This window comes from Sphaerisporangium melleum (genome assembly GCF_014646695.1).
Taxonomy (GTDB): Bacteria; Actinomycetota; Actinomycetes; order Streptosporangiales; family Streptosporangiaceae; genus Sphaerisporangium; species Sphaerisporangium melleum.
Genome location: NZ_BMNT01000019.1, coordinates 46365 through 59133 on the forward strand (window position 1 = coordinate 46365; position 12769 = coordinate 59133).

Consider the following 12769-nt stretch of genomic DNA (forward strand, 5'->3'; position numbering starts at 1 on the left):
GGTTCAGCGGCCGGCGGTCTCGCCGGAGGCGCGTCCGACCGGCCCCGCGACCGGCCCGTCCGCGGGCCCCCGACCCGGGGCACCATCCGCGCCGTCCGGCGCCGAAGGGCCGGGGGTGTGGTCGTCGACGAAGGTGGCCTCGTCGAAGGGGGCGCGTCCGGAGAGCACCTCGACGGCCCGCTCCCGGTCGAAGTCGCGCACCCAGGTGCCGATCAGCACGGTGGCCACGGCGTTGCCGGCGAAGTTGGTCAGCGCGCGGGCCTCGGACATGAAGCGGTCGATGCCCACGATCAGGCCGACGCCGTCCACCAGGCCCGGCCGGTGCGACTGCAGGCCCCCGGCCAGGGTGGCCAGGCCCGCGCCGGTCACGCCCGCGGCGCCCTTCGACGCGATGATCATGAAGACGAGCAGGGCGACCTGCTCGCCGATCGACAGCGGGGCGCCGGTGGCCGAGGCCACGAACAGCGTCGCCATCGTCAGGTAGATGGCGGTGCCGTCGAGGTTGAAGGAGTACCCGGTCGGCACGGTGATGCCGACGACGGCGCGGCTTACGCCGAGGTGCTCCATCTTGGCGATCAGGCGCGGCAGCGCCGACTCTGATGACGAGGTGGACAGGATCAGCAGGAACTCCCGGCCCAGTTGACGCGCTCCCCGGCCTGAAGGCCGGGGACTCAGCCCGTGCCACGTCATGCGGCACCTCTGAGGCTTCCTGTTTCGCCGACCTGTGCCACCGCGAGCGGTGGTCTTACCTGGTCTCCACAGGCGTTTAGCCTGTCCGCCCGCCCGGCGGCCAGGATGTTGATCGCCGCGTTGACGTCCCGGTCATGGGCCACCCCGCACGGGCAGGTCCACGACCGGACGTTCAACGGCATCGACTCGGCGACGGCCCCGCACACCGAGCACAGCTTCGACGATGGGAACCATCGGTCGATCTTGACGAACGTCCGCCCGTGCCGGGCGGCCTTATACTCCAGCATCGCGACGAACTGTGACCAGCCCGCGTCGTGGACACTCTTGGCCAGTTTCGTGCGTGCCAGTCCCTTCACCGACAGGTTCTCCACGTGCACCGCTTGGTTGTCGCGGATGAGCCGCGTGGAGAGCTTGTGGGCGAAGTCGCGGCGCGCGTCGGCCACCCGGGCATGCGCCCGCGCGACCCTCACAACGGCCTTCTTCCGGTTCGCCGACCCCCTCGCCTTACGGGACAGGGCCTGCTGGGCTTTGCCAAGCTTCTTGGCAGCCCGGCGCAGAAATCGGGGATTGCCGATCTTCCGGCCGTCCGACAGCACCGCGAAGTGCGCAAGACCCAGGTCGATCCCGACCTCGGACACCGATTCGGCCAGCGGCTCGTCGCCGGCGTCGACCACGAACGATGCGAAGTACCGCCCGGCCGCGTCCTTGATGACCACCACGGAAGACGGTTCACAGGGCAGATCACGGGACCAGCGCACGGCCACGTCCCCGATCTTCGGCAAGCGCAGCCTCCCGCCCGCTGTCACAGAGAATCGGGCGTTCTTGGTGAACCGGATGGCCTGCCGGTTGTCCTTACGGGACCGGAACCGGGGCGGGGCGATCTTGCGGCCCTTGCGCCTGCCCGAGATCGAGGCGAAGAAGTTGCGGTACGCCGTGTTGAGGTCCGCTAGGGCCTGCTGCAACACCACGCTGGAGACCTCGCCCAGCCAGCAGCGCTCGGGCGTCTTCTTCGCCTCGGTGATGACCCGCTTGGACAACTCCCCATCACAGACGTACGGCAGTCCTTGAGCGCGAGCTTCGATCCGTACGCGCAGCCCGTCGTTGAACACCACCCGCGCACACCCGAACGCCCGCGCCAGCGCCGCACGCTGGGTGGCGTCCGGGTAGAGCCGGTACCGGTAACGAAGCCGCACGGCAATCATTGTCACCCAACCCGTGACTCAACGTAGGGGAATCCGAGCGATCCGTGAACACAACGGCGACCGCGCCGGCGCCGCCCAGCACCTCGGCATGCGTTACACCCATCCGGACCCGCGGCGCATCGGCGGGCGGTTCCTCGGCACCACCGCGCCCGCCCTGGCCGGGGCCACGTTCACCGAGACCTACACCGGAACGCTGGGCCCCTCCATGCGGGCCGTCACGCCGGTACGCGACGCCGCCGGCCGGGTGCGCGCGCTGGTGAGCGCCGGCATCATCATCGGCAAGATCAGCGCGCAGTTCCGCGAACAACTCGCCGGGGCGCTGCTGACCGGGCTGGTCGGCCTGTCGGCGGGCACCGGGGGCACCTACCTGGTCGGCGTGCGGCTGCGCCGCCACACCCACGGCCTGCGCTCCTCGGAGCTGAACCGCATGTACGAGTACCACAACGCGATCTTGCACGCGGTACGCGAAGGGCTGCTGCTCATCGACGGCGCGGGCCGGTTGACGCTGGCCAACGACGGCGCGCGCGAGTTGCTCGATCTGCCCGCCGACGCCGAGGGCCGGCCGGTCGGCGAGCTCGGGCTGCCGCCCGCGCTGGCCGCCTCGCTGGCCTCGGGCGAGGACCGCGCCGACGAGATCCACCTGACCGGTGACCGGGTGCTGGTGGTCAGCGCGGCCGAGGTGCGCTCGGGCAGCCGGTCACTGGGCAGGGTGGTGACGTTGCGGGACCACACCGAGTTGCAGGCGCTCATCGGGCGGCTCGACGCCGAACGCGGCTTCGCCGAGTCGCTGCGCTCGGCCGCGCACGAGGCGGCCAACCGGCTGCACACGGTGGTGACGCTGGTCGAGCTGGGCCGCGCCGAGCAGGCCGTCGCGTTCGCCACCGCCGAGCTGAAGACCGCCCAGCAGCTCACCGACCGCGTCGTCGGCGCCGTACGCGAGCCGGTGGTCGCCGCGCTGCTCCTGGGCAAGACCGCCGAGGCCGCCGAGCGGGGCGTGGAGCTGTCGATCAGCCCGGACAGCGAGCTGGACGACGTCGCGCTGGACGGCCGCGACCTGGTGACCATCCTCGGCAACCTGGTCGACAACGCCGTCGAGGCCGCCATGGGCGGGGCGGCCCCGGCACGGGTGCGCGTCCACCTGCGCGCCGGGGACGGCCGCTTCCTGGTGCGGGTGAGCGACAGCGGCCCCGGGCTGGACGCGGCGGCGGCCACGGAGGCCTTCCGGCGCGGCTGGACCACCAAGGGCGACGGCCGCGGCCTCGGCCTGGCGATGGTGGGGCAGGCGGTGCGCCGCCTGCACGGCACGATCGAGGCCGGGCGGGACGATGACGGCGCGGAAGGCGGGGGCGCGGTGTTCACCGTACGCCTGCCCCTCCCCGAGGCGGCGTCCCCGGCGGAGCCGCACACCCCGGGAGGCGCGGCGGGCCTGGCACTCCCCGGGGACGGCCCGGCCGGGCGGGAGACCGGCGGCCGGACGGCCGGGGACGCGGAGGGAGCGTCGTGATCTCGGTGCTGATCGTGGAGGACGAGAAGCTCGCCGCCGAGGCCAACCGGCTCTACGTCGAGCGGGTGCCGGGGTTCCGGGTCGCCGGGGTGGTCCACTCGGGCGGCGAGGCGCTGGGCTTCCTGCGGAGCCACCCGGCCGACCTGGTGCTGCTCGATCTGTACCTGCCGGACATGCACGGGCTGGAGGTGTGCCGGGCGCTGCGCGCCGCGGGCGTGTTCTGCGACGTCATCGCGGTCACCTCGGCCCGCGACCTGTCCGTCATCCGCTCGGCGGTGTCGGTCGGGGTGGTGCAGTACCTGCTCAAGCCGTTCACCTTCGCCGCGCTGAGCGAGAAGCTCGGGCGGTACGCCGACTTCCACTCCTCCGTATCGGGGGCCGGAGAGGTCTGCGGGCAGGGCGATGTGGACCGCGCGCTCTCGGCCCTGCGCGACACCGCCGGCATCTCGCTTCCCAAGGGCATGGCGGAGCAGACGCTGGAGGCGGTGGCGGGTGAGCTGCGCCGGGCGCCCGGCGGAATGTCGGCGCAGGCGGTGGCGGCGGCGATCGGGGTCTCGCGGGTGACGGCCCGCCGCTACCTGGAGCACCTCGCCGGTGCGGGGTTCGCCCGGCGGGTGCCGCAGTACGGGGGCCTGGGGCGGCCCGAGCTGCTGTACCAGCTCATCTGAGCGTTCTCACCTGGGGCTTTGGCACGATGTGAGAATTCGTCCGGCGCGGGAGGTGTAAGCGCGCCGGAGACGGGCAGAGCCCTCGCGGACGCGCGCCGGGCCGTGCGGGGCCCAACGCCCGCAGGCACCGACGACGTCCGACCGTCGGCAGAATTCCGACTTTTGGTGCTTTACTGGCTATGTCAGGACTTGGCCAGTTCCTTGCTGATTCCGTTGGGTCCGTCGTACTCCTTCTCCGGGAGTCGGCGCAGCGCCTGCATGGCCTGTTCGTCCGCGCCCTTCTTCCCGGCGTGCTCGACGAGCTGTTCCTTGGTCGCGGGGTAGTCGACCCCGGACAGGAATTTCTGAACGTGGATGAAGTCCACCTGCGTCATGCGTCCTCCTTTGTCGCGATGTACTTCGTGTCCCTTCACAGATGTCAAGAAACTACGCATTCCACCTAGCCGGTCGGTCGCGACGGACTCTTTGCCTGATCCATCCGAACGGGATTCCGTTCTAGTCGGTCGCCTCAGGCGTCACGGAACACGACATGCCTAAATAGGTGGATATAGCACATCCTAATGAGCATCAAACCGGACAAACCCCAGGCAGAGCGCCAGGTCACATCCACGGATCACCCGAGCTCCGCGCCGGCCCCGCCTCCCCGGAGAGGCCGGCGGAGCCGCTCGGGATTCCCCGCCCGGCGCACCATCTCCTGTCAAGGTCAGATTTTTCGCACTGTCAACTGCATTGTCGTTAGTAGCGAGAAGTACTGGTCAAGCCACCTGACTATGACAGTTATCACGAAAACAATAGTGACATTGGCACATGACGACTATGGGACCGGTCACTAGGCACGGCTGGGGCTATCCGTAACCCTCCTCTTAGCGCGACGCGGCGCCGGATGACGAGAGGGGTGCAGGGCGTGATCGACAGGTACGAGATCTATTGCCTCGCCGATCCACTGTTTTACGACACCCTTGACAGCCAGCGGGGAAAGTATCCAGACTTCCCCATATCGCGGAGCGAAGTCCCGGACGGATGGCAGCACCGCGCCACCGACACCTGGCTGCACTACATGCCGGAGGAGCGGTCCCTCCCTCCGCAGGGGTGGAAGATCCACATCTCGGCCCGTCTGGACGACGCGGAGCGCACCCTCGCCACCGTCTGGGACTACTGCGTCGGCCGCCGGCTCGCCTTCAAGTTCCTGCGCGGCCCGCGCGTGGTCATGATGCTCAACTCCAAGTACGCCGAACGCGGCAGCAGCGGCAAGCTGGTCACGATCTACCCGGTGGACGAGGCCGAGCTGGAGCTGGTGCTCAAGGAACTGGGCGAGCTGCTGCACGGCGTCCGCGGCCCGTACATCCTCAGCGACCTGCGCTACGGCGAGGGGCCCCTGTACGTGCGCTACGGCGGCTTCGCCGAACGCTACTGCCTGACGCAGAACCGCGAGCAGGTCCTCGCGATCGAGAACGACGAGGGCGTCCTGGTGCCGGATCGGCGCGGACCGTCGTTCTCGCCGCCCTCGTGGGTGCCCCTGCCGGACTTCCTGCGCCCGCACCTTGAGGCCCGCAACTCGGTGACGCTCGCCGGCCTGCCGTACCAGGTCGAGAAGGTGCTGCACTTCTCCAACGGCGGCGGCGTCTACCAGGGAGTGGACACCCGCACCGGGGAGACGGTCGTGCTGAAGGAGGCCAGGCCGCACGCCGGCCTGGACGCCGCGGGGCGCGACGCGGTCGCCCGCCTCCGCCACGAGGCCGACATCCTGCGCCGCCTCGAAGGGCTGGACGTGGTGCCGGCGCTGCGCGACTACTTCGTCCTCGGCGAGCACCACTTCCTGGTGCAGGAGTTCATCGACGGCACCACGCTGAGCCAGGAGTCGGTGCACCGCCACCCGCTGACCCGGGCCACCATCACCCGCGAGGACGCCGCCGAGTACACCGAATGGGCTCTCGGCATGCTCGACCGGGTCGACCGGGCGGTGACCGCGCTGCACGAGCGGGGCGTGGTCTTCGGCGACCTGCACCCGTTCAACGTGCTGGTCGAGGACGAGCGGGTCGTGCTGATCGATTTCGAGGTGGCCGGGCTGGCCACCGACCAGGCGCGGCCGACCCTGGCCCACCCCGGCTTCTGCCCGCCCCCGGACCGGCGGGGCGTGGCGGCGGACCGCTACGCGCTCGCCTGCATGCGGCTGAACCTGTTCGCCCCGATGTCCACCGTGCTGATCCCGCTGCACCGCGCCAAGGTCACCCACCTGGCGGAACTGATCCTGGACACCTTCCCCGTGCCGCGCCCCTTCCTCGAGGAGGCCGTCCGCACGATCCTCGGCGACTCCTCGACCGCCCCCGATTCCGCCGCCGTGGTCCAGGCCTCGGCCACGGCGGCATCCCCCGTCCCGCTGAACACCTCGGCTCCCGCCCCGGCGCAGGACCCGGCGGCGATGCGCGAGCTGCCCCTGCCGGGGCGCGACCCGTGGGCGGCGGTCCGCGAGGCGGCGCACCGCGCCATCCTCGCCTCGGCCACCCCGGACCGCCAGGACCGGCTGTTCCCCGGTGACGCCGCGCAGTTCCAGCCCGGCGGCGGGCTCAACCTGGCCAACGGCGCCGCGGGCGTGCTGTACACGCTCGCCCAGACCGGCGGCGGGCGCCATCCGGAGTACGAGAGCTGGCTGCGCGAGCGCGCCATGGCCCCCAAACCCGGCACCAGCCTGGGCTTCTATGACGGACTGCACGGCGTGGCCTACGCCTTCGAGGCGCTCGGCCGCCGCCAGGACGCCCTGGAGCTGGCCGCCGCATGCCTGCGGGAGAAGTGGGACCAGCTCGGCCAGAGCCTGTACTCGGGCCTCGCGGGCATCGGACTCAACCTGCTGCACCTCGGCGCCGCGACCGGCGAGCGCGAGCTGACCGCGACCGCCCTGCGGGTCACCGAGATGGTGGCCGGCCGCCTCGGAACGGTGGACAGCGTGCCCGAGGTCAGCGGCAGCGGCAACCCGCACGCCGGGCTGATGCGCGGCTCCTCGGGCCCGGCGCTGCTGTTTCTGCGGGCGTACGAGCTCACCGGCGACGCCGCGCTGCTGGACCACGCCGAGGTCGCGCTGCGCCAGGACCTGCGCCGCTGCACCCACCGCTCCGACGGGCAGCTCCAGGTGCAGCAGGGCTGGCGGACCAACCCCTACCTGGACGAGGGCTCGGCCGGCATCGGCGTCGTCCTCGCCCGCTATCTGACCCACCGCGACGACGAGGGCCTGCGGCAGGCGCTCGCCGACATCGGCCCGGTGGCCACCCTGGACTACTACGTGCAGTCGGGCCTGTTCGCGGGCCGGGCCGGCATGATCGCGGCCCTGGCCCTCGGCCTGCGGCCCGGTGCCGGGCCCACCTCCCCCGAGATGGCCGGGCAGATCCGCCGGCTGGCCTGGCACGCCATGCCCTACGCGGGCGGGCTCGCCTTCCCCGGCAACCAGTTGCTGCGGCTGTCGATGGACCTGGCGACCGGCACGGCGGGCATCCTGCTCGCCCTCGGCACCGTCCTGCACGACCGGCCGGTGGCCATCCCCCTGATCTCCCCGCCCGGCGCCCCCGCCGGGCCGGCGGACCCGACGAGCACCGGAAGGAGGTGATCGGTAATGGCTCTCCTCGACCTCCAGGAGATGGAGCTCCCCGGCGGCGGGCACGGCGGCGGCGGCAGCAACCTCAGCCTCGTCGGCTGCACCCCCCACGAGAACAGCAGCCTCAGCCTGCTCTGCGGCTGATCCCCATCCTTACGAACCATCAAGAAAAGGGCGTGATTCGAATGGCGCTTCTCGACCTGCAGCAGATGGAGCTCCCCGGCGGCCACGGTGGCGGCGGCGGCAGCAACCTCAGCCTCCTGGGCTGCACCCCCCACGAGAACAGCAGCCTCAGCATCCTCTGCGGCTGACCCCTCCCGTCCGGATCTCCCGGACAGCGAACCCTCCGTACGTATAGAAAGGGCGTGATCCCCATGGCGCTTCTCGACCTGCAGGACATGGAGCTTCCCGGCGGCGGCCACGGCGGTGGCGGCAGCAACCTGAGCCTCGTGGGCTGCACCCCCCACGAGAACAGCAGCCTGAGCCTGCTCTGCGGCTGACAGCGGCACTGAAGCCTGGGGCGGCCCTCACCCGGCCGCTCCAGGCTTGACCATTCCCGAGATCTCCGGAGGGAAAACCTTGGCAGCGTCGGCGACCTCGGCCGGGCCGGCGACGCCCGCGGTGCCTCCCGGGGCGGACGGGCTGCTCTTCCAGGTGCTGCGCCGCAGCGGACACTGGCCCGCCGTGTACGCGGTCACCGCACTGGCGGGCGCCGTCGTCGAGCTGCTGCTCCCCGCCGCGCTGGGCGAGGCGGTGGACGACCTGGTCGGCCCGGCCGCGCTCCTGCCGGACGCCGGTACGGCGGCCGGCCTCACGATCCCGTCCGGCGCGCTGCTGCACTGCCTGCTCCTGGTGACCGTGCTCGTCGCGTGCGACGCCGTGGCGGTCTTCGCGGCCGGCGCGGGCGGCGCCCAGGCGGCGCGCCTGCTGCGGCTGCGCGTCGTCCGGCACCTGCTCGGCGCGGGCCCCGCCGTCACCCGGCGCTTCTCCCCCGGCGACCTGGTCACCCGGGCGGGCGCCAACACCGACGAGGTCGGCACCGCGCCCGAGTCGATCATCACCGCCGTGGCCCTGCTGGTGCCCGCGGCCGGTTCCCTGGTCGCGCTCGCCCTCATCGACATCTGGCCCGCGCTGGCCTTCGCGGCGGGCCTCGCCCTGGTCGCGCTCGTCCTGCGCGCCTTCCTGCACGGCACCACGGCCGCGGCCGGCGGCTACCAGCAGGCGCAGAGCGACATCGCCGCCCGCCTCATCGACGCGCTGTCCGGGGCGCGCACCATCGCCGCCGCGGGCACCGAGGAGCGGGAGGTCCACCGGGTGCTCGCGCCGCTGGCCCGGCTGCGCACGCACGGCATGGCCCTGTGGCGGGTCAACGCCCGGGCGGGCGTCCAGGCGGCCCTCGCCGTGCCGCTGCTGGAGATCGCCGTCATCGGGGTGAGCGGTGTCCGCCTGGCCGCAGGCGAGATGAGCACCGGCGAACTGTTCGCCGCCGCCCGGTACGCCGTGCTGGGCGCGGGCATCGGCGCGGCGCTCGGCCAGCTCAACCGGCTCGGCCGGGCCCGCTCGGCGGCCCGCCGGGTCCGTGAGGTCCTCGGCCATCCCGTTCCCGCGTACGGCGAGGCGCATCTGCCCGCCACCGGCGACGCCGGTCGTCGTGGCACTGCCGGGCGGGACGCCGGTGATCATCGGAACGGCGTCGGCAAGGACGCCGCCCACCGGAACCTCGCCGGACGGGACGTCGACGACCCGCGCCCTCTGTCCTCGGGTCTGGGCCTGCCGACCGGCGCCGGCCACGCCGAGCGGGGGCGGCTGGAGCTGCGGGACGTCACCGTGCGCGTGGACGGGCGGCCCGCGCTGCGCGGGGTGAGCCTCACCGTGCCCGGCGGCGCCGCGCTGGCCGTCGTGGGCCGGTCCGGCAGCGGGAAGTCCCTGCTCGCCGCGGTGGCCGGCCGGCTGGTGGACCCCGACGAGGGCGAGGTGCTGCTGGACGGGATGCCGCTCCCCCGGCTCGCCCACGACGCCCTGCGGGAGGCCGTCGGGTACGCCTTCGAGCGGCCCGTGCTGTTCGGCGCCACGATCGGCGAGGCGATCGCCGTGGGCCGGCCGGACGGCGCGGCCCGGGCCGCCGCCCGGGCCGCCGCGGCCGACCCGTTCGTCCGCAGGCTGCCCCGCTCCTACGACACGCTCGTCGACGACGCCCCGATGTCGGGGGGCGAGCGCCAGCGCATCGGGCTGGCCAGGGCGTTCGCCCACGGCGGGCGGCTGCTGATCCTGGACGACGCGACCTCCAGCCTGGACACCGTCACCGAGTACCAGGTCGCCCGCGCCCTGACCGAGGAGCTGCGCGACCGCACCCGGCTGATCGTCGCGCACCGGGCCGCGACGGCGGCGCGCGCCGACCTCGTGGTGTGGCTGGAGGAAGGGCAGGTCAAGGGGCGCGGCACGCACCAGGCGCTGTGGCGCGACCCCGGCTACCGGGCCGTGTTCACGGTCGCCGCGGCGGAGCGGGAATGAAGGCCCTGCGGGTGCGCCGGCGGCCCCCCGGCCACGGGGAGAGCGGCACGCCGTCGCGTGTCTGGGAGGTGCCGCGGCGGGCGCTGCGCGAGCGCCGGGGTCATCTGGTGCGGCTGCTGTGCTGGTCGTTCGCCGAGGCGGCGCCATCGTTCGCCGCGGGACAGGCCATCGCCCACGCCCTGGACGACGGCTTCGCCGCGGGCCGCCCGCTGACCGGTCTCGGCTGGCTGGGCGTGCTGGCGGCGGCCTGGCTGGTGGGGGCCCTGGGCGCGCGGCAGGGGCTGCTGGCGCTCGCGGGCATCGTGGAACCGTTCCGCGACGAGCTGCTGCGCCATGTGGTGGACGGCACGCTGCACCGGGCGGCCGCGCTCGGCACCCGGCCGGACAACGCCGCGGTCGCCCGGCTGACCCGTCAGGTGGAGCTGGCCCGCGACGCGTTCGGCTCGGTGATCGCCGTGGTCCGGTCGTTCCTGTTCTCGGTGACCGGAGTGGTGTTCGGCGTGCTGACGCTGATGGGCGCCGTGCTCCCGCTGGTGCTGCTGCCGCTCGCCGCCGGGCTGGCGCTGTTCGCGATCTCGCTGCCGGCCATGGCCCGGGCGCAGCGGACGCTGATCCTGGCCGAGGAGCGCACGGCCGCGTCGCTGGCCGGGGTGGTGGACGGGCTGCGCGACGTGACGGCGTGCGGCGCCGAGGAACGCGTGGCCGCGGCGGCGGGGCTGGACGTCGAACGGCAGGCACGGGCCGCCCGCGCGCTGGCCCGGCTCACCGCCGTGCGCACCGTCGCGCTCGCCATAGGCGGCTGGCTGCCGATCCTGCTGGTGCTGGTCGCCGCGCCGGCCCTGGTGCGGCAGGGCGCGACCGCCGGGATGATCCTCGGCACGCTCACCTACGTGGCGCAGTCGCTGACCCCCGCTCTGGGCGGCCTGGTGCAGGGCGCGGGGGTGAACGGCGTGCGGCTGATGACCGCGCTCCAGCGGATCTCGGCCACCAGCGCCCGGCCACCGGCCACGACCGGCGACGCGGGGCCTCCGCCCGGCTCGGCGCTGCGGCTGCGCGGGGTGCGCTTCGCGTACGGGCCCGGCGCCGACCCGGTGGTCGGTGATCTGGACCTGGCGGTGCCGGACGGCGACCACCTGGCCGTCGTCGGGCCGAGCGGCATCGGCAAGTCGACCGTGGCGGCGCTGGTGGCCGGGGTGCTGCGGCCGGACGCCGGGCAGGTGCTCATAGGCGGCGTCCCGGTCGGGGAGCTCGGCCCGGCGGCCCTGCGCCGCGCTCGGGTGCTCATCCCGCAGGAGGCGTACGTGTTCCGCGGCACGCTGCGCGACAACCTGGCCTACCTTGCGGACGACCCCTCGCAGGCGGATCTCGACCGGGCCGCCGAGGCGGTCGGCATGGTAGAGCTGGCCGGCAGGCTCGGCGGCTACGACGACGAGGTGGATCCGGGCGAGCTGTCGTCCGGGGAGCGGCAGCTCATCGCGCTCACCCGCGCCTACCTGTCTCCGGCACGGCTGGTGCTGCTGGACGAGGCGACCTGCCACCTGGACCCGGCCGCCGAGGCGCGCGCCGAGGAGGCGTTCGCCGCGCGGGGCGGCACCCTCATCGTGATCGCGCATCGCCTCACCTCCGCGCTGCGCGCGCGGCGGGTGCTGGTGATGGACGGCAACCGGGCCCAGGTGGGGACGCACGAGGAGATGCTGGCCGCCTCGGGGCTCTACCGGGACTTGACGGGCCACTGGGACGGGACGGGGCACGCGCAGGTCCGTACGCCGGTGGCCGGCCTGCGCCACACGTCCAGATAACCAGACATTTGCCGCAAATCGCCATATATCTCCTTGTTTACGGGTACGTCCTCACTTACGCCGGTTGTGGCCTTCCTATACGGCGACGCAGGCCGGTCCTGCGGGAACGGAGGACGCCAAGGTGAGCACACAGATGAACCAGACCAAGGCCCAGGGCACCGACGTGGCGCAGACCCGGCCATCGGCGCACCGGGGCAACGCCGAGCTCCTCAGCGAGCACGGCAGGACGACGATCGCCGACAACGTGGTGGCCAAGATCGCCGGCATGGCGGCCCGCCAGGTCAACGGCGTGTACGCCCTCGGCGCCGGGATGTCGCGGGCACTGGGCGCGATGCGCGAGGCGCTGACCGGAGGCGGTGGCGCGGCGAGCACGCAGGGCGTCGTCGTCGAGGTCGGCGAGCGCCAGGCCGCCGCCGACCTGGACGTGATCGTCGAGTACGGGGTGTCCATCCCCGACCTCGCCGCCGGAGTACGCCGCAACGTGATCGACGCGGTGGAGAACATGTGCGGCCTGGAGGTCACCGAGGTCAACATCACCGTGGACGACCTCCACCTGCCCGGTGAGGAGTCCGCCGAGCCGCAGGAGGCCCGGGTCCGATGACCTCTCCCGCGGTCCGCCACGGGCCCGAGGTGGAACGCCTGGCCGACGGCATCGCCCAGGCGGTCCGGGGCTGCCCGGACGTCGCCGCGATGGCCGGCGGCCGGGTGGCGACCTACCTCGCGGGGCGCGCGGTCGCGGGCGTCGCCGTGCGCGACGCCGAGGTGGAGATCGCCGTGGTCGCCCGATACGGCCGGCCGCTCGTGGAGGTGGC

Annotated in this window: 13 protein-coding genes; 10 read left to right on the forward strand and 3 right to left on the reverse strand. The window is 73.1% G+C overall.

The window, feature by feature from the left end:
* Window positions 1-3 precede the first annotated feature (3 nt).
* Window positions 4-690: a cation:dicarboxylate symporter family transporter gene (locus IEY93_RS17890; protein WP_275412018.1), complete on the reverse strand. Its 687-nt coding sequence runs from the start codon at window positions 688-690 to the stop codon at window positions 4-6.
* Window positions 687-1883, reverse strand: coding sequence for an RNA-guided endonuclease InsQ/TnpB family protein (locus IEY93_RS17895; protein WP_189164224.1), 1197 nt, complete (start codon window positions 1881-1883; stop codon window positions 687-689). Before IEY93_RS17895 ends, IEY93_RS17890 begins: the two co-directional genes overlap by 4 nt.
* Window positions 1884-1905: 22 nt before the next feature.
* On the opposite strand from IEY93_RS17895, the gene IEY93_RS17900 reads away from it, so the two are divergent.
* The gene (locus tag IEY93_RS17900; RefSeq protein ID WP_268241563.1) at window positions 1906-3396 is read left to right on the forward strand and encodes a sensor histidine kinase; all 1491 of its coding nucleotides are present in this window, start codon (window positions 1906-1908) and stop codon (window positions 3394-3396) included.
* Complete coding sequence (locus tag IEY93_RS17905) at window positions 3393-4064, forward strand: response regulator (protein WP_189164226.1); 672 nt, start codon at window positions 3393-3395, stop codon at window positions 4062-4064. Before IEY93_RS17900 ends, IEY93_RS17905 begins: the two co-directional genes overlap by 4 nt.
* Before the next feature lie 182 nt (window positions 4065-4246).
* Here the strand turns inward: IEY93_RS17905 and IEY93_RS17910 are convergent, their stop codons facing one another.
* Window positions 4247-4438: a DUF2795 domain-containing protein gene (locus IEY93_RS17910; protein ID WP_189164227.1), complete on the reverse strand. Its 192-nt coding sequence runs from the start codon at window positions 4436-4438 to the stop codon at window positions 4247-4249.
* 530 nt (window positions 4439-4968) lie between these two features.
* On the opposite strand from IEY93_RS17910, the gene lanKC reads away from it, so the two are divergent.
* The 8 genes from lanKC to IEY93_RS17950 form a co-directional block, all read left to right on the forward strand.
* Window positions 4969-7659 carry a class III lanthionine synthetase LanKC gene (gene lanKC, locus IEY93_RS17915; RefSeq protein WP_203968678.1) on the forward strand — a complete coding sequence of 897 codons (2691 nt, stop codon included), beginning with the start codon at window positions 4969-4971 and terminating at the stop codon, window positions 7657-7659.
* A 6-nt stretch (window positions 7660-7665) separates the two neighbouring features.
* Window positions 7666-7791, forward strand: coding sequence for a SapB/AmfS family lanthipeptide (locus IEY93_RS17920; protein ID WP_189164228.1), 126 nt, complete (start codon window positions 7666-7668; stop codon window positions 7789-7791).
* Between the two features lie 41 nt (window positions 7792-7832).
* Complete coding sequence (locus IEY93_RS17925) at window positions 7833-7958, forward strand: SapB/AmfS family lanthipeptide (protein WP_203968687.1); 126 nt, start codon at window positions 7833-7835, stop codon at window positions 7956-7958.
* 63 nt (window positions 7959-8021) lie between these two features.
* Entirely contained in the window at window positions 8022-8147 is a 126-nt protein-coding gene (locus IEY93_RS17930; protein ID WP_189164319.1) for a SapB/AmfS family lanthipeptide, read from the forward strand.
* A gap of 79 nt (window positions 8148-8226) precedes the next feature.
* On the forward strand, window positions 8227-10158 hold the full coding sequence (locus tag IEY93_RS17935; protein ID WP_229691236.1) for an ATP-binding cassette domain-containing protein: 1932 nt from the start codon (window positions 8227-8229) through the stop codon (window positions 10156-10158).
* A complete protein-coding gene (locus IEY93_RS17940; RefSeq protein ID WP_189164230.1) occupies window positions 10155-11957 on the forward strand; it encodes an ATP-binding cassette domain-containing protein in 1803 nt (600 codons plus the stop codon). The genes IEY93_RS17935 and IEY93_RS17940 overlap by 4 nt, the downstream gene beginning before the upstream one ends.
* Window positions 11958-12090: 133 nt before the next feature.
* Window positions 12091-12558 (forward strand): Asp23/Gls24 family envelope stress response protein, encoded by a 468-nt coding sequence (locus IEY93_RS17945; protein WP_189164321.1) that lies wholly within the window; start codon window positions 12091-12093, stop codon window positions 12556-12558.
* On the forward strand, window positions 12555-12769 hold a 215-nt coding region (locus IEY93_RS17950), incomplete at its 3' end, for a hypothetical protein (RefSeq protein WP_189164231.1). The genes IEY93_RS17945 and IEY93_RS17950, both read left to right, overlap by 4 nt.

What these genes read in the sequence shown, in the direction of transcription:
- IEY93_RS17890 (WP_275412018.1), bottom strand. Translation starts at nt 690, where the DNA reads ATGACGTGGCACGGGCTGAGTCCCCGGCCTTCAGGCCGGGGAGCGCGT.
- IEY93_RS17910 (WP_189164227.1), bottom strand. Translation starts at nt 4,438, where the DNA reads ATGACGCAGGTGGACTTCATCCACGTTCAGAAATTCCTGTCCGGGGTC.
- IEY93_RS17920 (WP_189164228.1), top strand. Translation starts at nt 7,666, where the DNA reads ATGGCTCTCCTCGACCTCCAGGAGATGGAGCTCCCCGGCGGCGGGCAC.
- IEY93_RS17925 (WP_203968687.1), top strand. Translation starts at nt 7,833, where the DNA reads ATGGCGCTTCTCGACCTGCAGCAGATGGAGCTCCCCGGCGGCCACGGT.
- IEY93_RS17930 (WP_189164319.1), top strand. Translation starts at nt 8,022, where the DNA reads ATGGCGCTTCTCGACCTGCAGGACATGGAGCTTCCCGGCGGCGGCCAC.
- IEY93_RS17940 (WP_189164230.1), top strand. Translation starts at nt 10,155, where the DNA reads ATGAAGGCCCTGCGGGTGCGCCGGCGGCCCCCCGGCCACGGGGAGAGC.
- IEY93_RS17945 (WP_189164321.1), top strand. Translation starts at nt 12,091, where the DNA reads ATGAACCAGACCAAGGCCCAGGGCACCGACGTGGCGCAGACCCGGCCA.